Origin of the sequence: Meiothermus hypogaeus, assembly GCF_003574035.1 — a bacterium.
In the GTDB taxonomy this organism is placed as follows: domain Bacteria; phylum Deinococcota; class Deinococci; order Deinococcales; family Thermaceae; genus Meiothermus; species Meiothermus hypogaeus.
Genome location: NZ_QWKY01000066.1, coordinates 1 through 18,187, shown reverse-complemented (window position 1 = coordinate 18,187; position 18,187 = coordinate 1). Strand labels below are relative to the sequence as shown.

At 60.2% G+C, this 18,187-nt stretch carries 20 protein-coding genes and 1 tRNA gene; 9 read left to right on the top strand and 12 right to left on the bottom strand.

Annotation, left to right across the window (positions count from 1 at the left end):
- Positions 1 to 20: 20 nt before the first annotated feature.
- From accD to apaG, 6 genes are all read right to left on the bottom strand, one after another.
- A complete protein-coding gene (gene accD / locus Mhypo_RS13935; protein ID WP_119341895.1) occupies positions 21 to 875 on the bottom strand; it encodes an acetyl-CoA carboxylase, carboxyltransferase subunit beta in 855 nt (284 codons plus the stop codon).
- A 96-nt stretch (positions 876 to 971) separates the two neighbouring features.
- Positions 972 to 1,946: a M23 family metallopeptidase gene (locus Mhypo_RS13930; protein WP_119341894.1), complete on the bottom strand. Its 975-nt coding sequence runs from the start codon at positions 1,944 to 1,946 to the stop codon at positions 972 to 974.
- A gap of 145 nt (positions 1,947 to 2,091) precedes the next feature.
- Positions 2,092 to 2,484, bottom strand: a complete 393-nt coding sequence (locus Mhypo_RS13925; RefSeq protein ID WP_119341893.1) for a bactofilin family protein — start codon at positions 2,482 to 2,484, stop codon at positions 2,092 to 2,094.
- A gap of 203 nt (positions 2,485 to 2,687) precedes the next feature.
- Positions 2,688 to 3,590 carry a M23 family metallopeptidase gene (locus tag Mhypo_RS13920; protein WP_119341892.1) on the bottom strand — a complete coding sequence of 301 codons (903 nt, stop codon included), beginning with the start codon at positions 3,588 to 3,590 and terminating at the stop codon, positions 2,688 to 2,690.
- 556 nt (positions 3,591 to 4,146) lie between these two features.
- Entirely contained in the window at positions 4,147 to 4,437 is a 291-nt protein-coding gene (locus tag Mhypo_RS13915; protein ID WP_147075393.1) for a hypothetical protein, read from the bottom strand.
- The gene (gene apaG, locus Mhypo_RS13910) at positions 4,437 to 4,835 is read right to left on the bottom strand and encodes a Co2+/Mg2+ efflux protein ApaG (protein WP_240637261.1); all 399 of its coding nucleotides are present in this window, start codon (positions 4,833 to 4,835) and stop codon (positions 4,437 to 4,439) included. Before apaG ends, Mhypo_RS13915 begins: the two co-directional genes overlap by 1 nt.
- Positions 4,836 to 4,970: 135 nt before the next feature.
- On the opposite strand from apaG, the gene Mhypo_RS18190 reads away from it, so the two are divergent.
- Both Mhypo_RS18190 and Mhypo_RS13900 read left to right on the top strand, forming a co-directional pair.
- Complete coding sequence (locus Mhypo_RS18190) at positions 4,971 to 5,450, top strand: hypothetical protein (RefSeq protein ID WP_170148311.1); 480 nt, start codon at positions 4,971 to 4,973, stop codon at positions 5,448 to 5,450.
- Positions 5,447 to 5,992 carry a DinB family protein gene (locus Mhypo_RS13900; RefSeq protein WP_170148310.1) on the top strand — a complete coding sequence of 182 codons (546 nt, stop codon included), beginning with the start codon at positions 5,447 to 5,449 and terminating at the stop codon, positions 5,990 to 5,992. The genes Mhypo_RS18190 and Mhypo_RS13900 overlap by 4 nt, the downstream gene beginning before the upstream one ends.
- On the opposite strand, the gene Mhypo_RS13895 is transcribed toward Mhypo_RS13900, so the two are convergent.
- Positions 5,967 to 7,151, bottom strand: coding sequence for a class I SAM-dependent rRNA methyltransferase (locus Mhypo_RS13895; RefSeq protein ID WP_371862137.1), 1,185 nt, complete (start codon positions 7,149 to 7,151; stop codon positions 5,967 to 5,969). The two genes, Mhypo_RS13900 and Mhypo_RS13895, sit on opposite strands and share 26 nt — an antisense overlap.
- 75 nt (positions 7,152 to 7,226) lie before the next feature.
- Here Mhypo_RS13895 and Mhypo_RS13890 point away from each other — a divergent pair, with 75 nt between their 5' ends.
- Positions 7,227 to 7,994: a nucleoside phosphorylase gene (locus tag Mhypo_RS13890; RefSeq protein ID WP_119341888.1), complete on the top strand. Its 768-nt coding sequence runs from the start codon at positions 7,227 to 7,229 to the stop codon at positions 7,992 to 7,994.
- Positions 7,995 to 8,194: 200 nt separating this feature from the next.
- Here Mhypo_RS13890 and Mhypo_RS13885 read toward each other — a convergent pair whose 3' ends face one another.
- Together Mhypo_RS13885 and Mhypo_RS13880 are read right to left on the bottom strand one after the other, a co-directional pair.
- Positions 8,195 to 9,016: a hypothetical protein gene (locus tag Mhypo_RS13885; RefSeq protein ID WP_119341887.1), complete on the bottom strand. Its 822-nt coding sequence runs from the start codon at positions 9,014 to 9,016 to the stop codon at positions 8,195 to 8,197.
- A gap of 186 nt (positions 9,017 to 9,202) precedes the next feature.
- Complete coding sequence (locus tag Mhypo_RS13880) at positions 9,203 to 10,174, bottom strand: L-threonylcarbamoyladenylate synthase (RefSeq protein WP_119341886.1); 972 nt, start codon at positions 10,172 to 10,174, stop codon at positions 9,203 to 9,205.
- 257 nt (positions 10,175 to 10,431) lie between these two features.
- Here Mhypo_RS13880 and Mhypo_RS13875 point away from each other — a divergent pair, with 257 nt between their 5' ends.
- The 4 genes from Mhypo_RS13875 to Mhypo_RS13860 all read left to right on the top strand — a co-directional run bounded on the left by Mhypo_RS13875 (position 10,432) and on the right by Mhypo_RS13860 (position 13,475).
- On the top strand, positions 10,432 to 11,349 hold the full coding sequence (locus tag Mhypo_RS13875; protein ID WP_119341885.1) for a dienelactone hydrolase family protein: 918 nt from the start codon (positions 10,432 to 10,434) through the stop codon (positions 11,347 to 11,349).
- A gap of 126 nt (positions 11,350 to 11,475) precedes the next feature.
- Complete coding sequence (gene ftsY / locus Mhypo_RS13870; RefSeq protein WP_119341884.1) at positions 11,476 to 12,390, top strand: signal recognition particle-docking protein FtsY; 915 nt, start codon at positions 11,476 to 11,478, stop codon at positions 12,388 to 12,390.
- Positions 12,391 to 12,399: 9 nt separating this feature from the next.
- Positions 12,400 to 13,047, top strand: coding sequence for a hypothetical protein (locus Mhypo_RS13865; protein WP_119341883.1), 648 nt, complete (start codon positions 12,400 to 12,402; stop codon positions 13,045 to 13,047).
- A gap of 5 nt (positions 13,048 to 13,052) precedes the next feature.
- Entirely contained in the window at positions 13,053 to 13,475 is a 423-nt protein-coding gene (locus tag Mhypo_RS13860) for a disulfide bond formation protein B (RefSeq protein ID WP_170148309.1), read from the top strand.
- 27 nt (positions 13,476 to 13,502) lie between these two features.
- Here the strand turns inward: Mhypo_RS13860 and Mhypo_RS13855 are convergent, their stop codons facing one another.
- On the bottom strand, positions 13,503 to 13,991 hold the full coding sequence (locus Mhypo_RS13855) for a hypothetical protein (protein ID WP_119341881.1): 489 nt from the start codon (positions 13,989 to 13,991) through the stop codon (positions 13,503 to 13,505).
- Positions 13,981 to 14,895 carry a 2-hydroxyacid dehydrogenase gene (locus Mhypo_RS13850; RefSeq protein WP_119341880.1) on the bottom strand — a complete coding sequence of 305 codons (915 nt, stop codon included), beginning with the start codon at positions 14,893 to 14,895 and terminating at the stop codon, positions 13,981 to 13,983. The genes Mhypo_RS13855 and Mhypo_RS13850 overlap by 11 nt, the downstream gene beginning before the upstream one ends.
- Positions 14,896 to 15,099: 204 nt before the next feature.
- Here Mhypo_RS13850 and fni point away from each other — a divergent pair, with 204 nt between their 5' ends.
- A complete protein-coding gene (gene fni / locus Mhypo_RS13845; RefSeq protein WP_170148312.1) occupies positions 15,100 to 16,146 on the top strand; it encodes a type 2 isopentenyl-diphosphate Delta-isomerase in 1,047 nt (348 codons plus the stop codon).
- 43 nt (positions 16,147 to 16,189) lie between these two features.
- Here fni and Mhypo_RS13840 read toward each other — a convergent pair.
- Positions 16,190 to 16,266, bottom strand: a tRNA-Met gene (locus Mhypo_RS13840).
- A gap of 280 nt (positions 16,267 to 16,546) precedes the next feature.
- Here Mhypo_RS13840 and Mhypo_RS13835 point away from each other — a divergent pair.
- Positions 16,547 to 17,989, top strand: coding sequence for a tetratricopeptide repeat protein (locus Mhypo_RS13835; RefSeq protein WP_119341879.1), 1,443 nt, complete (start codon positions 16,547 to 16,549; stop codon positions 17,987 to 17,989).
- Positions 17,990 to 18,187: the final 198 nt, after the last annotated feature.

Below are 18,187 nucleotides of genomic sequence, written 5' to 3'. Positions count from 1 at the left end.
CGAACCCCGACCCCCGACCCCTACCCGGCATGGCTCACCGTCCTGGGGTGCAATAGTTTCAGGATCCTTGCCACGGTTTCCTTGAGCCGGCGGCGGTCTACCACCTGGTCAACCATGCCGTGCTTGAGCAGAAACTCGGCGCGCTGGAAGCCTTCGGGCAAGTCCTGGCGGATGGTCTGCTTGATGACCCGGGGCCCGGCAAAGCCGATCAGGGCGCCGGGCTCGGCCAAAATCACATCGGCAATAGCAGCAAAGCTGGCCGTTACCCCCCCGGTGGTGGGGTCGGTGAGGATCGAGACATAGGGCAGCTTGCGGGCCCAGAGCCGATCGAGGGCCAGGGTGGTTTTGGCCATCTGCATCAGGGAGAGGGCGGCTTCCTGCATACGCGCCCCGCCCGAGACCGAGACAATTACCACCCCCCGGTTTTCCTGGGCGGCCAGCTCGATGCCGCGGGTAATCTCCTCGCCCACCACGCTGCCCATCGAACCGCCAGCAAAGGCATAGTCCATCACCAGCAGCACACTTTCCACACCGCCAATGGTGCACCGCCCACCCACAATGGCGTCGGGGCGCCCGGCTTCTTTTTGGTAGCGCTCGAGGCGCTTGGGATAGGGCTCGGTGTCCACAAAGCCCAGGGGGTCGGTGGGTTTGAGGCCGGTGATCTGCTCGAAGCTGCCCGCATCGGCCAGCATCTCGATGCGCTTGTCGGCGGACAGCCGCAGGTGATGCTCGCACTTGGGGCAGACGTGCAGGGTGGTCTCGAGGTCTTTTTTGTAAATCTGCGCGTCGCACTTGGGGCACTTGACCCACAGCTCGGGAATGTCCCTGGCCTCCCCTTGTGCCCGGCGACGGCGGAAAAGCCGCTCTAAGGCCATAACGCCCTATCTTATACCCCAGAATGAGAATTGCACGAAACCCCCCCTGCTTGAACGGGGTTCAAATTTTGGCCGAAAAAATCGTTCCGTTCAAAACTACCGGCTGGAGGCAATACCCACGTAAGGCATGGGGTCTACCGCCACCCCGTAGCGGTAGACCGTGTAGTGCAGGTGCGGCCCGGTGGAGCGCCCGGTGGAGCCCACTGCCCCAATCAGGCGGCTTTGCTCGACCTGCTGACCTTTTTCCACATATGATGAGGAAAGATGGCCGTACAGGGTGTGCAGGCCGTTGCCGTGGTCGATCAGTACCATCAGCCCGAAGATGGGGTTCCAGCCCATCTCGCTCACCAAACCGGCGGCCGTGGCATAAACCGGGGTGCCCTCGGGGGCAGCAAAATCTGCGCCGTTATGGAATTCGTAGGCCCCCCCGCCAAAAGGGTTGGAACGGTAGCCGAAGGTGGAGGTAAGGCGGGTCTCGGCCAGCAAGGGCAGACCGCTGGGCGTAAATTGTGCCGGGTCGGGGGTCTGGGTTTGTGGCGCACGGGCTAGGGCAGGGGGGGAGCGCCGAAGAATGCGCCCTGGGCTGGGGTCGGGGGGGAGGGGGTTGTTGAGGGCCAGGGCGGTGGCCTCGAGCTCCGCAGCAAAACCCCCTACCTGCGAACGCAAGCTGAGCAGCAGCTCGCCCAGCTCAATGGGTTCGCCCGCGCCCCTGGGGGTATTTTCCGGCTTGGGTGGGGGCTGGTTGGGCTGGACAGGTTCGGGCACCAGGCGAATCTTGGGCAAGCCCGCCTTGACCCGCAGACGGTTGATTTCGGCCTCCAGCACCTTGAGGCTTTGCTGAAGTTGTACCGCCTCGATGCTATAGGCTTCGTTGCGGCTTTTTTCGGCCTCGAGTTCCAGGCTAAGCTTGCGGGCCTGGGTCTGTAACTCGGCCAGTTGGGCGCGTTCGCTCGAGCTGCGATCCCACCCCAAAAGCACCGCTGCAATCAGCAACACCGGCAGAATGGCTATCACCCAGAGCGGCAGCGTCAGGGTGACGCTCGAGGCGAGGGGGTGGGGCTCTTTCGCCATGACCCTATCAGCCTACTCTGGTAGGACGTTTGATTGGGTGATTCCTGACCAAGAGCGCTTAACTTCCGGTCAATCGTAGCTGCCAAAACAAAAGTAGCCAGGGCTCGAGGGCCGCCTGGAACCTTCCGTTTTCGGCCCTTGTCACTCAGCTATTACCGGCTTTGGTGCTCTGGGGTAAAGCCCTGGGTTCTCCGGTTTGGCTACGGCCGACGAACACTGCGCCCGCCTCCACATCGAGCGACATGGCCCGCACGTCACCCTCCACGCGTGCGCTTTTGGTGATATGCAGTTTGCCGCTGGCAATGACCTGGGCGTTGATTTGCCCATGCACGATGATGTTGTTGGCCTTGACCTGCTCGCCTTCGATGTGGGCGTTGCTGCCGACCTCGAGGTCGCCCTCGACAACTACCGAACCCTTGATCTTTCCGTCGATGCGGGCGCTGCCCCCCGCCTTCAGGTTGCCCTCAATCTCGCTGCCCTCGCTCACGTAGGTGAGCGCCGCCGGGTTGGGTTTACGTCCTCCGCCTAACACCGCCATAGTCTACACCCCTGCTTTCATATGCAAACTTTTCACTTTCAAGCGAGCCCTTGCAGACCAACCCCCAGATCATACCCTGCGGAATCGGTCTATAGAGTGCGTACATTTCTGAGGGGACGAGCGAACCAATTGTCGCTCGAAAATTGTGCCCAGTAGATAGTTATCACAAAACCCTTGACCTTTATCGTGACCGTGCGTGATGCTCAGTCCAGATACGCGGTGGGATTCACTTCACCTCCGTTGCGGAAGATTGTGTAATGCAGGTGTGGGCCGGTGGAACGGCCGGTCGAGCCGACCAACCCCACCAGGTCGCCGCGCTCGAGGCTTTGCCCTACCCGTACCGAAATGGAGGACAGGTGGCCATACAGGGTACGGTAGCCGTAGCCGTGATCCACCACCACGGCCAGACCAAAAGGCCCTTTCCAGCCAGCCTCAATCACCTCTCCGGCTCCCGTGACCCGCACGGCAGTGCCGTAGGAGGCGGGGAAATCTATGCCATTGTGAAACTCGAACCCCCAGCCGAAAGGGTTGCGACGGTAGCCAAAGTACGAGGTGATGCGGGTTTGCCCCCGAAGGGGATAGCCATAGGGCATGGCCGCTTCCCGCTGGAGGGTTTCGGTGAGAGCGGGGGAGACTTCGCTCAGCTTGCTGGTAAAGGCCGCCGTCTGCTGGCTGGCGTACTTGAAGACCTCCTCGAGCTCCGCCGGTACCGAGGCGCCGCCGCGCCCTCCGCCTTCGTTGCGGGTGGGCAGGAGCCTAATTTTGGGCATTCCGGCGCGTTCGCGCAGGGTGTTGATCTCGCTTTCCAGTACCTGCAACTGCTTGAGGATGCTCTGGGCATCCTGACTCAGGGCATTGTTGCGGGTGCGCTCGGTGGCAAGCTGATTGTTGAGCTTGCGGGCCTGATCCGACAAACTGACCAGCTGAATCTGCAAACTGCGCATCTCGGCCGTGCGCTGCCATAGCCATAGATTAAGCCCGCTCCAAGCCACCAGCACCAACAGCACCACCGCCGGAATCCATACCGGCAGTGATAGGGTTTTGGGGGCGGCGCCAGTGCGGGCCAACCATAAGGTGTAACGCACAGGATGACGGCGAATCGGCATCAGGTGCTATAAGTAACGCAGGGGTGTAAGAAAAGTCAAGGGAGCTTTAATCCGTTACGTTAAAGCTCTCATCTGAGCCTTTCTACAAATTTGCCTTTTAATGGGGCAAATTTCACAACTCAGGGCTATGCCAAAATGAGAGTCGGCTTGCAATATCCAGGCGTTACATGAAAGTGGCTATTTTGTAGCGCATGTTTCAATTTTGGATTAACCAGGCCAGGGTTCCCCCGGCAGACGTTGTGTCTGAAATAGAACGCAGGGGCCTCGAGGCCGAAACCATGCTTTGGCTCGCCTCCAAGCTGTAAAGAATGTAAAGAAGGACTTTTCGTGCGCTGCATAGACAACAGCGCTTCAACCGTACCAGCCGCAAGACGGCCAATACCAGATTTGGTTGATTCGTTACCGTTCGGTAAAGGATCAACAGGGCCGAAGTTATCCGCGTAGCGGAGGGCGATACTGCCCCTTGGAAGGGAGACGCTTTTTTCGCCGACCGACAGTGAAGTGCCATCGGCCCCCGGCTAGCGCCGGTACTCAAGGGAGGGGTGTGCTCCAGGATTCAAAAAGACAACCTATGGGGTTTTTGGTTTTGTAAACTGTCTTTTTGAATCCGGTATAACTGGGTAAAGGCTTCCCATCGAACGGCCTCGATGGGCTCGAGCACAAACCGCCGCTCGATGATGGAGCACGATTGGCGGATGCGGTAGCAGTTCTGGCTGAAAGAGTCGGCTGGCAAGCAGGTGGCTTGAGGAAGTAGAGCAGTGCCCCGGCCACCACCCATCCAGATTAACCATCCAACCAGGGGGGTGTCGTCCATAAATTCCCGCAATGCCCTCCATGGACCGTGCATCAGTTGAGGGTACGAGGGCCTGCCTCTGGAAGCCTCAGCGCAAAGGCCGGTATCTCGACACGAAACAGCTCGCCCAGGGTGTTCTGGAAGGTGTAGTACCCCTGCATGGAACCCGGTGGGTGAGCAATCGGGCAAAAGCTATTGTACCGGTAGCTTTGCCCCGGCTCGAGGATGGGTTTTTCGCCCACCACCCCCTCGCCCTGCACGTGTCCCACCTCGCCGTTGCCATCATGGATAAACCATTCACGGCTCAAAAGTTGTACGGTCTCGTGGCCGCGGTTTTCTAGGGTAATGAAATAGACGAACACATGCTGCCCCGGCCTCGAGTGCTGCTCGGCATACACCACCTCCACGTGAACGTGGATGTTGTCGCGGATGGGCAAGTTTACTTCCTGCACACCACCAGCATAAGCGGCCCGCAGTTTATAAGCGATAACCTCTCCTTCAGAGGGTGGATTGTACACCACGATTTATTCTGCTATCTTCAGAAAAGTTGGGCAAATTTATAGTCTTTTTGCCGTCGGGAGGTTTGGATGGAGTATCCAGAGCAGGAAAAGTTTGTCCATGCGGGCTTGACCAAAGCCTTGCTGAGCGGCCTCGAGATGGCCTTCGAGGGGGATGAAACGAACCAGAGCTACGGCTGGTACAACGGGCTTTTGTTCAGCCTCGAGCCCCTCAGCGCTGCTCAGGCTGGTCAATCCATTACTGAGGGGGGTAGCACCATTGCGGCTCATGCCGACCATGCCCTGCTGACCCTACGCGTGGTGCTGGCCATGCTCAATAACCAGCGCATCGAGGCCGACTGGCAATCATCGTGGAAGCTGCGGCAGTTAAGCGAGGCCGAGTGGAACCAACTCAAGTCCGAACTGCGACAACAGTACCAAGCGACCCGGGCGCTCATCCAGGAAAAACCCTTCTGGCGCGAGACAGAGCTCACACAGATGATCCACCACATTGCCCATACCGCCTACCACGCCTCGGCGATTCGGCAGATTTTGCGGAGTGCCCCTTGATCCGGCTCGAGACCTACCTGGCCACCCATTTGCGCTATACGGTTTGGGCTACCAGACGAATCCTGGCTTCTGTTGGGGGGTTATCTAAAGAGGAATACTTGCAGAGCCTGGCGGCAGGGTGTGCAAGTGTGCGCGGTATTTTGGAGCAGATGTTCCGCGCCGATTGGGCCTGGTACGAACTGCTGGCCGGAGAGCCCTCTGGCCTGAGCGAGCCTCCCGACCCCGACTATTACATCGAGTTTGGTCACCTGGAAACCGACTACCACGTGATTCTGGCCCGCTACGAGCAGCTTGCCGGTTTCCTCCACGACCCCGAACTGGCCACCTACTTTGCCCAGAGCCAGGTCTACGTGCCCTGGCTAGGGGCCCGGTTGCCCAAGTGGCAGGGTGTCTTGAGCGCTGTTAATCAGGCGGCACATTTCCGGGGGCAGTTGTTTGGTCTGATGCGCCAGCTGGGGCACCAGACCGCTCAAACTGCGCTTGCCGACTATTTTGCGGAACTCGGGCGGCCCCTCTCTAGAGCGGATCGTCCTGAAAAATGACCGTCTTGAGGTAAAGCGACTCCGGCACGTGCAGGCTCCAGGGGTGGTCGGGGGGATTGTAGTGGATGGCATGAACCCGCAGGCGACGGCCTTCATCGGCGGCGGCTCGGCGGGTTACCTCGAGCAGCTCGTCCACCCCCAGATAGTAAGCGCAGCTCGAGAGCCACAGCCACCCCTTAGAATCCAAAAGCCGCAGGGCAGGCCGCAATAAATCCACCAGGAGCCGCTTGACCCTGGGCAGTTCATCGGGCTTCTTGACCAGGGTGGGGGGATCGAGCAGTACGTGCTGAAAGGGTGGGGTTTTGCTTCGGGTCAGGCTTTCCAACGCTTCCAGGGCGTCTCCCTGGCGAATATCTACCCGTAGCCCCAGCCTGGAGGCAGTGCGATCCAGCACCCCCAGGGCCTCCAGGTCTTTGTCTATCGCCAGTGCGTAGGCCCCTTTGCGGGCCGCCCGCAGCGCGAAGGCTCCTGCGTAGCTGTACACATCCAGCACGCGCTGGCCCGGCTCTGCCATTTGCTCTAGCAACCTGCGGTTCTCGCGCTGGTCCAGGTAATAGCCGGTCTTTTGCGCCAGGGCAATGGGGATCTGGAACACCAGCCCATCCTCGTCTACTTCCAACACCTGCGGCACTTCACCGTAAATAACGCCAATCTTCTCAGGCAGTCCCTCCTGTCGACGGCTGTCCATGTCGGAGCGCTCGTAGATGCCCACTGGTTCCACCACCTCAATTAGGGCGGGTAGCCAGGTTTCCCGCAGGGCCTCCATGGCCCGATTACGCACCTGCACTACCAATATTTCCCCAAAGCGATCCACCACCAGCCCCGGCAAACCATCGGCCTCGGCGTGTACCAGACGGTGAAAATCGCCCATCCGAGCCCGTTTTTCTTTGGCCCGCGCAAAGCGGTGCAGAAAGAATTTCTTGTCCAGCGGCCCATCCTCAAAGCGGTAGACCCGCAGGGCCACACGGCTCCTGGGGTCGTAGTAGCCCACGCCCAGGAGGGCATTGTGAATTGAAAACACCTGTACCACGCCCGGTCTGTCCGGAACTGACTCCAGTTCATCGGCAAATAGCCCTGGATAGAAATTACGTACCTTCTTCTCCTTGCCAGCCTTGGCGACGACGCAGTCCACGCCATGAGCATAAAGAAAAATGTCCATCTTGGGGTCGGATCGAGTCTTGTTGGTAACAAAATTGTTTGGGCTAAACCAGTGCAGGAGTGCCATAATAAGTAAATGGCAGCCTTTTACCACATCGGATTTGGGCCTGAAGACTTGGGTGACACCCCTCCTACCCTGGCCATCCTGAGCGGCGATCCCAACCGCGCAACCCTGATTGCTCGAACCAGGCTGAGCCAGACCCGGATCCTCTCGGAAAACCGGGGACTGAATAGTTACCTGGGGTTCTTGCCCAACGGGCGGCCTGTCCTTTCGTCGACCAGCGGCATGGGGGCCCCTAGCTTGAGCATTGTGGTTAACGAGCTGGTTCAGGCAGGCATCCGCACCATCATTCGCGTAGGCACCAGCGGCTCCATTCAAGATGATGTGTTGCCGGGCAGTGTGGTCATTTCCAAGGCCGCTCTGTGCCGACAGGGGGCCGCCAACGACATTGCACCGCCCGAGTATCCTGCCAGCGCCGACCCTTTCCTCACGGTGGCACTGGTAGAGGCTGCCAAGCGGCTGGGCATTGACTATGCACTGGGGATTACCGCCTCGGTAGATACCTTTTACGAAGGACAGGAGCGCACTGGTTCGGCCAACCCCCACCTGCTGCGGACGCTACAGGGCATCACCGAAGAGTATCGCAACCTGAGGATCCTGAACTACGAGATGGAGGCCGGAACCCTGTTCAAGATGGGGAATGTATATGGGTTCGCCGCGGCTTGCATCTGCGGCATTATTGCCCAGCGCACCCGGGCCGAACAGCCCATCCTGGAAGCCAAGGATCAGGCCGTGCAAAGAGCTATTGATGTGGCCATGGCTGTAGCAGAACAGTTCGCCTAAGGCGGTTTCAGGAAATAACCTTGGGGTGAGATGAGCGCTAACATCATCTGGGAGGCGGTTTGCTATCTCCATATCCCTCGGATCAAACCGCCCTAGAGCGCTCTTCACAAAGATTGCGCCATTGAGGGCTAAGAATCCTGTATCCCACCCAGGACTGTGGTCGCCCGTTCGGGCGGCCACGTCTGTGAAGTGCGTAATGGTCACTCAAAATGCTCGTAAAAAGCCCGGTACTGCACACGCCCTAGCTGCTGATGCAGTTCTCTGGCTATGCCAGGATGCTTGTTCTGGGCCAGCCAAGTTGCCAGGTTTTCGATCAGCTCATGGGCCTCCAGATGGTATAGCTCGCGCCTGAGACGCATTTCTAATAGCCCTGCTTGAAAACCCAGGTGGGCCCCCAGCACCTGATGAACCAGATTCCAGATGGCCTCATGGTCGACCTTGGTTGTAGAACCGGGTTCGCCCGTGGGCCAGGGCTTGAGCGGTTGGAGGTTCAGGTTTAGCCTTGCAGGGATGCGCCTGGTCCAAGCAATCAAAGTCTGGCGGGTTGGTTTAAAGCCAGCGGGAGGCTCGTCCCCCATGCGGATGATCCCATCCTGAAACAGCGTGATATGCAGAACAGCCCGGTCTTCCAGGGCCAGGACCCCCGAGAAATGCTTGCGCTGGAGTTCCTTCCACAGCTCGGCATGGTGGGACTCGAGGGGTTCGGCAGCCTGCACAATCACCCCATCCACCGCCGCCAGGGCCAGGGTTTGTCGGGCTTCATCGAACGGATAGACCGAAAAAGTAGCCTGCAGGGCGGCCTGCTGTATTTTTTCCGCCGCTTCGTGGGGGGAATGCTCTTTCCAGGCCAGATAAACCAGCGCCCCCTGGTGGTAGAACAGCCTGGCCAGCTCGCCTCCAGGCAGTTCCACAATCACCAAACCTGAGAATTCGGCGTATGCGAGTGCGTCCTCGAGCCAACCCCAACGCTTCCCCGCCACCCGCTCCACCGGCAGCTTACCCCGGATTAGCAGGCGTAGCACAGAAAGAATGTTGCTTGAAGAGGGTTACGCCTCCAACTTAATCTCCTAATTTTTCTGTCAAATACAGCTAACTACCCGTCAATATAAAGCTTTAGTGAGATCCAAAATGCAAATTTTGAACCGGGAGTCTGCTATTTCCGTCCCGGACAAAGCAATTTCTTTTCCCTTTGAATGGAGTGCCCTCTGCTAGGGCTCTGAGGATGTCTGGCTTGTGCTGGAAGCCCGCCGCAAGCGATCCATAATGGCCCGGCCCAACCCCTCCTCGGGCACCGGCTCGGCATAGATGGCCTCCAAACCCAGCCGGTCAAGCTGGTGCAGGGCCTCAAATAAATGGGCCGCCGCTTCCAGCATGTTGCCCGTTGGCGACAGTACCTTGACCACCTTGAAACCCTTGGGCACATCCCGGAAGGCCAGGTAACCGCTTTGCTTGCGGGCTTCCTGGGGAATGCTTTCTGGAGGGGCTATACGAATGGGCGTGCGTGGTGCATAGTGCTGGGGCAACTGGCCGGGAACCAGGGGTTTTTGAGTTTCGCCTACCTGTAACTCGAGCGAGCCCACCACCTCCTCGAGGGCTTCAACCGTTATCGCACCGTAACGCAGCAGGACGGGCCTTTCTGCTAGCAAAACGATGGTGGATTCCACGCCATAGGTTGTCCTTCCGCCGTCCAGGATGAGGTCTACCCGCTCCCCCAACATGCGCTCGACATGCTCGGCCCGGGTCGGGCTCAGATAGCCAAACGGGTTGGCGCTGGGCGCGGCGATGGGCATCCCGGCACGCCGTATCAGCTCGAGGGCTACCGGATGAGCGGGCATCCGCACCGCCACGGTGGGCAGCCCCGAGGTCACGATGCCCGGAACCCGCTCCGACCTGGGCAGTACTAACGTGAGGGGGCCCGGCCAGAAGCGCGCCATCAACTTTTCGGCCATTGCCGGAACCTCCCGCACCACCTGCTGTAGCATCTCCCGATCCGAGACATGTACGATGAGGGGATCAAAGCTGGGACGCTCTTTGGCTGCAAAGATTTTGGCCGCAGCTGTCGCATCCAGGGCATTGGCCCCCAGGCCATATACGGTTTCGGTGGGAAAGGCCACCAGGCCGCCACTGCGGATAATCCGGGCGGCACGCTCGAGGTTTTCGGGGGTGGGGGGCACAACCATACAACCCCGACATGATAGCAGAGCAGTTTAGCCGTTGGCAGTTTACGGTGCTTGCTGTGTGTGTTGGTCACGGCATACTCGGCATACCTGCGGATACGTTGTTTATGAACGTGCCATTTAGTAGATGGCCTTCATGGGTTTGACCAGCTCAAGATGGCGCTGCTTATACCGGTATTACCCCTGACCAGGCATTGCCTCTGGGGTTAACTTTCTTCTGCCCTACACAACCCATCCAAAAACACTGCGATAGTGGAGCTATGTCCATCGTTCTAAAAATTCTGGCCTGGGTAGCCGGCATTCTGGGCCTGGCAGTGGTGGCCCTGGTGCTTTCGGTGGTAGTGGATGCTGCGCTGGATGGTAATCGCCTGGAAACCCTGACCAATACCCGCATCTCCCCCGAAGTGCAGGCTTATGTGGCCAAACCCGAGGGGAGTGGGTCATTCCCGGCCATCATTATGATCCACGAGTTTTGGGGCCTTAGACAGGAGATTGTAGATAAGGCCCAATTGCTCTCCGAGCAAGGCTATGTGGTGGTTGCGCCGGACACCTATCGCAATCAGAAAACCGACTGGATTCCCAGGGCCATCTACCTCTCGGCCACCACCCCACCCCAACGGGTGAACCAAGACCTGGACTCGGTGTTCAAGTGGCTCTCCCGGCAGCCTGAAGTGGATGCCGCGCGCATTGCTGTAATGGGTTTTTGTTACGGCGGTACTGCTGCCCTCAACTACTCGCTGCATAACAACCAGATTGCCGCCACCGGGATCTTTTATGGGCAGCTGGTCAGCGACCCCGAAACCCTGGGACGCTTGCCGGGGCCTGTATTGGGCATTTTTGGATCCAGCGACAACCTGATTCCCCTGGAAGAAGTTAAGGCCTTTAAGGTTGGGCTCGAGCAAGCTGGAATTCCCCACGAAATCAAGGTTTATGAAGGGCAGGGCCATGCCTTTGTGCAGAGCGTGGATGAAATCAAAAAGGGTGGCGCTCAGGGGGAAGCCTGGCAGCAGTTGGTAGACTTCCTGCAACGCAACCTCAAGCAGCGGCCACGTTCTGAGGCGGAGCCTCTCCTGACCACGCTGCCTGCCAACCGCTATGGCAATCCCACACCGGGGAACCTGCTCGAGGTCACCCTGGCCCACTGGAACCATCGCTCTTCTCGTGTACACCAGCACTGAGCTCGACCCTACCAAGGAGGTCAAACCCTTGAGGGTCATCTACCGGGTTGCTCAACCCTGTTCAGTGGAAGGATTTGGTGACTCCTGCCCGGTAAACGTTCAACGCTCGGCGGTAAACTATACCTTATGAGCTGGTTTCAGCGCCTCAAAGAGGGCCTTAGTAAGACCCGTGACAACCTGATCAAATCTGTTCCCTGGAGCCAAAGCCCCGAGGAGGTGCTGGAGGAACTCGAGTTCGCCCTCATTTCTGCCGATGTGGGCGTCGAGGCCACCCAGGAGGTACTGGAGGAGGTGCGACAGTCGGGTAAAAAAGACCTGCGAGAAGCCCTCAAACAAGCCCTCACGGTGCAGCTCGAGCCCGACCGCTTCCGAGCCAAAATCCGCAAGGCTGGCTTCAACCCAAACGCCAAAAAATCCGTTGTAGAGCCTCAAGGAAAGGTCATCCTGATGGTAGGGGTGAACGGGGTGGGCAAGACCACCACCATCGCCAAGCTGGGCCAGTATTACCAAACCAAGGGCAAGAGTGTGATGTTCTGCGCGGGCGATACCTTCCGTGCGGCAGGTGGGGCCCAGCTGGGCCTGTGGGGCGAGCGGCTGGGCATCCCGGTCATCCAGGGCCCCGAGGGCTCCGACCCCGCCGCCCTGGCCTTCGATGCGGCCTCGGCCCGCAAAGCCCGGGGCGTAGATCTGCTGCTGGTAGACACCGCCGGCCGCCTGCACACCAAGCACAACCTGATGGAGGAGCTGGCCAAGGTCAAGCGCTCCATTGCCAAGGCCGACCCCGATGAGCCAGGTGAAGTCTGGCTGGTGCTGGATGCCGTCACGGGCCAGAACGGCCTCGAGCAGGCTAAAAAATTCAACGAGACCGCAGGCCTGACCGGGGTTATCGTGACCAAGCTCGACGGCACTGCCAAGGGGGGCATACTGGTGCCCATCGTGCGCGAGCTGGGCGTGCCCATCAAGTTTATCGGTGTGGGCGAGAAGGCCGACGACCTGCAGCCCTTCGACGCCGGGGAGTTTGTCGAGGCCTTGCTGGGCTGAGTACACGCCGTGTTGCCTATCGACCTCCACGCGCTATACCGCCCCCTGGCCTCCGGTGCGCACGCTGGCGAGGTGGCGGGCATTCCCTACCTGCTTCAACCCAACTTTCCCCTGCTGCTCAGCAACACCGCCTTTGGCTACACCGAGGCCGCAAGAACCGAGCTCGAGGCCCGTTTTCTGGCCATCGGGGCGCCGCCCGCCTTCACCGTGCCGGAGGACCAGGATGCCTCCGCGCTTTTGGCCCTGGGTTACCGGCCCTTGGCCATTTTCGAATTCTGCCAGTCCGAGCCCAGCCCCCGTGCCTACTGGACGGAACAGGTGCCCTGGTCGGAAGCCTGGAGCATCTCGCGTATCCTCACTGAGGCTTACCGCACCCCCGAGTGGCGGTTTCCCTTCTCGCATGCAGTGGGCAAGCTGCTCCAGAACCCCCACAGTCAGGCCTTTGTGGCCTATCTGTATGGCGAGGCCGTGGGTGCCATCCTCACCTACCAGGAGGTGGGGCTTCTGGCAGGGGTCGTGCCCAGGCGGCTGGACAACGGGGTTGGGGCTGCGTTGATAGGGCGCATCCACCCCAGGCCTTTCATACGTCTGGCCGGAACCGGAGCCGAACTGCCCGGACAGGTGCAGAGCCGTTTCGTCCGCTTCGCTTTAGAATGAGTCCGATGCAGACCTCGTCTTCTTCGCTCGACCGCAACGCGCTGCTGCTGGCTTTGGCCTGGCTGGTTGCACTGGTGGCAACCCTGGGCAGCCTCTACTACTCGGAGGTGCGCAACTTTATTCCCTGCACCCTCTGCTGGTACCAGCGCATCGCCATGTACCCGCTGGTTTTCCTGCTGGGCATGGCTACCTGGCGAAACGACGCTGGCATTCGACCCTATGCCCTCACCCTATCGCTTCTGGGGCTGTTCTGGAGCTGTTATCACCTTCTGGAGCTGTGGGTTCCGGGCGTGGCCCCGAACGTTTGTAAAGGCCCCATTCCCTGCAATGTCGAATACATGCCTGGTTTTCCTATTCCTTTGCAGGCTGCCATCGCCTTTATGCTCATCTCGCTGGCGCTGGTTCTAGTGCGCCCGGTCCAACGGTAGCAGCCAATCGCCACCACAGAGCAGGGCTCAGGCCCACCTGCGCAGCCAGCGCGGAACCCATAAGGTGCAAAACAGGGTCGCGGCGAAAGGCAGGCTGATGGTGAGCACCAGGGTGGGGTCGCCGAATCCAATCAGTGCGGCCAGGCCCATCAGCAACAGGGCTACGAATGCGAATATCCGGTGTCCAGATAACTCAAGGCGACGGAGCCACTCACTCAGGCGCGCAAGACCTCGAGCCTTTGGCAGGCTGCTTTGGGTCATGGCTTTGGTCAGGCCCAGCATGCCATACCAGGCCAGCAGCAGCATGACCGAGATTACCAGCAACGCATCGCGCCAGGTGCCTACTGTTTGTACCGATAGCACATACACCGCCTGAATCGCTACGGTAAACCCGACATTGATAGCGCTTTGCACGCGGTTTTGGGCTTTGCTCAGGCTCACCTCCGCCGAGATCCACAGGGCCATGCCCCAGGCCCCCACCGCAAACACCAGGGCCAGCAGCAGGTCAATAACCATCCTGCACCACGTTTTGCAAGGGTTCTCCCCGGATGTATCGCGCCACCTGCTCGCGCACCAGCCGGAAGCCCCGCTCGTATAGTTTGGGGGTGGAGCCGGCCATGTGGGGGGTCAAGAACACCTCCGGCAAAGACCACAGCGGATGCCCTTCGGGCAGGGGTTCGGGGTCGGTGACATCGGTAACCAGCCGTACCTGCTTGGCCCGGATGGCCTCCACCAGGGCTTCCTGGTCTACGGTTTTGCCCCGCCCTGCGTTGACGAACAGTGCCCCCGGCTTCATCTGGGCAAACTGGGCCGCCCCAATCAGTTTGTCGGTCTGTGGGGTATGTGGTAGCAGATTCACAACCACGTCGGCTTTGGGCAGCAAGGCCGGCAAATCGGCCCAGGCATGCACTCCTTCGCGGGCGGTGCGGGCTACCCGGATAAACTCCACCTCGAAAGGAGCCAAGCGCTTTTCGGTGGCGCGGGCAATGGAGCCATACCCCAAAAACAGCACCGTGGAGCCCTCGAGGTCGTCCACCCAGCGGTAGGCCCAGCGCTGTTCCCGCTGGGCATCGCGGAACTCGGGGAAGCGTTTGATGGCGCTCAGGATGGCAGCCACAATCCACTCCGAGACCGGAACGTCGTGCACCCCCGCTGCATCACAGAGCACGATGCCAGGGGGCAGCCGTGGCAGAATCCAGTCCACCCCTGCTGTAAGGGTTTGTACCACCTTGAGGTGTTTCAGGTTGGGCAGCTCGGCAAAAAAACGCTTGGCGCCGCTGCCGTAGGGAGCTACGGCGAACTCGGCCTGCGAGGCCTGCTCCGACAAAGGCGCTTCCTTGGGCAGAAGAGCAATTTCTACCCCATCGGGGAAGCCCTGCAAAAGGCGGGGCTCGATCGTTTCGGGAACGAGTAAAATCATCGAGTTTACTATATCGTGCTTTGCAGAGGGCCGGCAGACGACGCTTATCGCGCCCTTCACAGACGTTGCTGCCCACGAAAACAAGAATGCGTCTAGGCCATAGCCACTATGTGGCTATGGCCTAAGCCATTCCCTGGCAGACGCATGTTACGTGCCCAAGCGTGGGCCCCTGTCCTCAACCTGGGCTTTTCCCAGGGCCAGCCCATGAAGCCCTGTACAATCGCTCTAGCCGTGAACGATGCACCCGATATTCAACTACGCAAGCGCAAGCACCTCGAGGTCTGCCTGCACGAGCCGGTGGAATACACCCAGCTCACCACCGGGTTTGAGCGCTACCGCCTGCGCTACCGGGCACTGCCCGAGCTGGCCTTGCAGGATGTAGACCTGACCACCTCTTTTCTGGGTAAAACCCTAAAAGCTCCCTTTTTGATTGGGGCTATGACCGGTGGCGAGGCACACGGGGGGCAGATTAACCGGGCGCTGGCCCAGGCCGCCGAACAACTGGGGGTGGGCCTGATGCTGGGCAGCCAGCGGGTCATGCTCGAGCGCCCTCAGGCCCGGGCTAGCTTTGAGGTGCGCGCGGTGGCCCCCAGTACGCTGCTCGTGGGCAACCTGGGGCTGGTGCAGCTCAACAAGGGCTACGGTCTGGCACAGCTCGAGCAGGCCGTACAGCAAGCAGGCGCCGATGCCCTCGCGCTGCATCTCAACCCCTTGCAAGAGGCCCTTCAGGTGGGGGGCGACACCGACTTTAGGGGGTTGCTGGACAAACTGGCGGGCCTTTTGCCCCAGGTTCCCTTTCCGGTCATCCTCAAGGAAGTGGGACACGGCATCGGGCGCGAGGTGGCCGAACGCCTGGCCCCTTTACCTTTTGCGGCCCTGGATGTGGCGGGCGCGGGCGGTACGAGCTGGGCCCGGGTAGAAGAGCTTGTACACCACGGGCGCATCCTGCACCCCGAGCTGGTGGAGGTGGGCATCCCTACCGCAGAGGCCCTGGTGGAGTGCCGGGATGTTCTGCCCCACAAGCCCCTGATCGCCTCAGGGGGCATTCGCACCGGCACCGATGCCGCCAAGGCCCTGGCCCTGGGGGCGCAGATGGTGGCGGTGGCCCGACCCCTGCTCGAGCCGGCCCTCCAGGGCCCAGAAGCTGTAGTGGCGTGGCTCGAGGACTTTTTGCACGAACTGCGCGTGGCTCTTTTTGCCATCGGGGCTCGCACCCCCACCGAGGCCTTGGGGCGTATCGAAAAAGTCTGACCGAAAAAGTAGGAGGGCCCCGGTTTTTCCGGAGCCCTCTGGCTGGTTGCGGGGATAGGATTTGAACCTATGACCTTCGGGTTATGAGCCCGACGAGCTACCAGACTGCTCCACCCCGCGACGGTGGCTGCATGTGACAGCTTTTACATATTAGCGGTGGAGACCTGTTTGGTCAAGGTGCTTGTTTGCAATAGGCTAAAAACGGCAGCATGAAAAAGCCCCAGGACGCGTCCACCAGTATGCTGAATGCTGAGCGATAGGCTTATTTCACGGCAACCACCTACGGATTTAGGGTTAGAATCTTGTAAAGATTGGGCTTGACAAGTGCATTTGCCGCTTGTGCATTTTCTTCACGTGCTACAATGGGCGGCAAGATGAGGATTAACCTGAAGGAGACGCTATGAAACAACTTTTGTGCGCGGCGCTTCTGATTCTTTCGCTGGGCTGGGCGCAGCAAAATCAGCCGGCCCCTGCTGTTCAGCAGACGCTGCAACAGGCCCAGGCGGCCCTCGAGGCGGGGCGCCTCAGCGAGGCCGTGCAGGGCTTTGAGGCGGTCATTGCCCGGGACTTCTCCAACTACAGCGCTCATTTTGGGTTGGGTCTGGCCCTGTACCGCCTGGGCGACCTGCGGGGAGCCGCCTTCGAATTCACCCAGCTCACCGCTCTTGACCCGAACCGTTTTGAAGGGTGGTTCAACCTGGGCGTAGTGCGCGACCGGCAGGGCCAGGCCGCCGAGGCCGCCCAGGCCTTTGCCAGAGCGGTTGAGGTGGGCGAGAAAGCCAGCCTGAGCGCTGCCGATCTTAAGCCTGCGTATATAGGCCAGGTTAAGGCCCTGCGCACCCAAGGACAGCACGAGGCCGCTACGGTTGCTGCCCGCAAGGGCCTGGAAAAAGTTCCTGGGGACGCCGAGCTAACCTCTTTGCTGGCCGATAGCCTGGTCAGGGCCAACAAGCCCCTGGAAGCCCTACCGGTGCTATACCAGATCCTGGGCAACGACCCCGCCAATGTGCAGGCCATCTCGCAAATTGCCGATATCTACGTAGCCCAGGGCTTGCCCCTGCGGGCCCTGCGCGAGATTGACCGGGGGCTCGAGGCTGCCAAAGACAACTCGGCGCGGGCCCAACTGCTGCTCAAAAAGTCCACCCTGCAACAAGGCCGTGAGCAACAGGCTTCACTGCAAGAAGCTGCTCGGCTTGACCCCAAGCTGTGGGCGGCTCACTACAACCTGGGGGTCGCTCGCCTGCGCGACGGAAATGCTCGAGGGGCTTTGGAGTCCTTCCAGAATGCCTATGCCCAGAACCCCGATGAGCCCAAAGTGCTGTTGGGACTGGCCACTGCCTATGACCGCCTGGGTCAGGCTGCAGAGTCGGGCCGCTTTGCCGCGATGGCCGTCAAGGCCAGCCAGGGGGCCGACAAGGTAGACGCTCTGTTCTTACAGGGTAAATCTTCGTATGCCTTGCGACGCTACGCCGAGGCAGTCGAAACCCTCTCGCAGGTTACCCAACAAAAAGCCGATAACGCCGAAGCCTGGTTCTTCCTGGGGGTTTCGCAGTTCAACCTGAAGGATTACGCGGCTGCTGCCGAGTCGCTGGAAAAAGCCCAGGCCCTGGCGCCCAGTGCTTCCACAGCAGCCAACCTGGGTGCGGCGCTGTACTCTGCAGGCAAATACTCCGACGCGGAACGGGTGCTTTCGCAGGCGGTGGCCCTGGATGGCCGTAACTCGGTAGCGTGGTATAACCTGGGTCTCACCCTGCGCTCGTTGGGCCGGGTAGCTGAAGCCCGGCGGGCCTGGCAGCGCTCTGCCGACCTGGGCTATGCTCCCGCCCGAGACTTATTGCGGTAGATTGGTGGCATGGGTTGGCTTAGAACAAATTGGCTCGATGCGCTGATCTTCCTACTGGTCGCAGCCATCATGGCGGGTGTGGTGCTTTTTTTGACCGGGGTCAACCCTTTTGCCGGATCACGGGGGGGGGCTACGCCCCCTTCTAGCGTTTCTCCTACGGCGCCGCAGGCCCAACCCCCAACCCCTCCACCTGCGCAG

Bases quoted from the DNA above. Each gene is read 5' to 3' on its own strand.
- Mhypo_RS18190 (WP_170148311.1), top strand. From the start codon at position 4,971: ATGGAGTATCCAGAGCAGGAAAAGTTTGTCCATGCGGGCTTGACCAAA.
- Mhypo_RS13915 (WP_147075393.1), bottom strand. From the start codon at position 4,437: ATGCACGGTCCATGGAGGGCATTGCGGGAATTTATGGACGACACCCCC.
- Mhypo_RS13875 (WP_119341885.1), top strand. From the start codon at position 10,432: ATGTCCATCGTTCTAAAAATTCTGGCCTGGGTAGCCGGCATTCTGGGC.
- Mhypo_RS13835 (WP_119341879.1), top strand. From the start codon at position 16,547: ATGAAACAACTTTTGTGCGCGGCGCTTCTGATTCTTTCGCTGGGCTGG.
- Mhypo_RS13880 (WP_119341886.1), bottom strand. From the start codon at position 10,174: ATGGTTGTGCCCCCCACCCCCGAAAACCTCGAGCGTGCCGCCCGGATT.
- Mhypo_RS13925 (WP_119341893.1), bottom strand. From the start codon at position 2,484: ATGGCGGTGTTAGGCGGAGGACGTAAACCCAACCCGGCGGCGCTCACC.
- Mhypo_RS13930 (WP_119341894.1), bottom strand. From the start codon at position 1,946: ATGGCGAAAGAGCCCCACCCCCTCGCCTCGAGCGTCACCCTGACGCTG.
- Mhypo_RS13860 (WP_170148309.1), top strand. From the start codon at position 13,053: ATGCAGACCTCGTCTTCTTCGCTCGACCGCAACGCGCTGCTGCTGGCT.
- fni (WP_170148312.1), top strand. From the start codon at position 15,100: ATGAAGCCCTGTACAATCGCTCTAGCCGTGAACGATGCACCCGATATT.
- Mhypo_RS13855 (WP_119341881.1), bottom strand. From the start codon at position 13,991: ATGGTTATTGACCTGCTGCTGGCCCTGGTGTTTGCGGTGGGGGCCTGG.
- Mhypo_RS13890 (WP_119341888.1), top strand. From the start codon at position 7,227: ATGGCAGCCTTTTACCACATCGGATTTGGGCCTGAAGACTTGGGTGAC.
- Mhypo_RS13920 (WP_119341892.1), bottom strand. From the start codon at position 3,590: ATGCCGATTCGCCGTCATCCTGTGCGTTACACCTTATGGTTGGCCCGC.
- accD (WP_119341895.1), bottom strand. From the start codon at position 875: ATGGCCTTAGAGCGGCTTTTCCGCCGTCGCCGGGCACAAGGGGAGGCC.
- Mhypo_RS13850 (WP_119341880.1), bottom strand. From the start codon at position 14,895: ATGATTTTACTCGTTCCCGAAACGATCGAGCCCCGCCTTTTGCAGGGC.
- Mhypo_RS13895 (WP_371862137.1), bottom strand. From the start codon at position 7,151: ATGGACATTTTTCTTTATGCTCATGGCGTGGACTGCGTCGTCGCCAAG.
- ftsY (WP_119341884.1), top strand. From the start codon at position 11,476: ATGAGCTGGTTTCAGCGCCTCAAAGAGGGCCTTAGTAAGACCCGTGAC.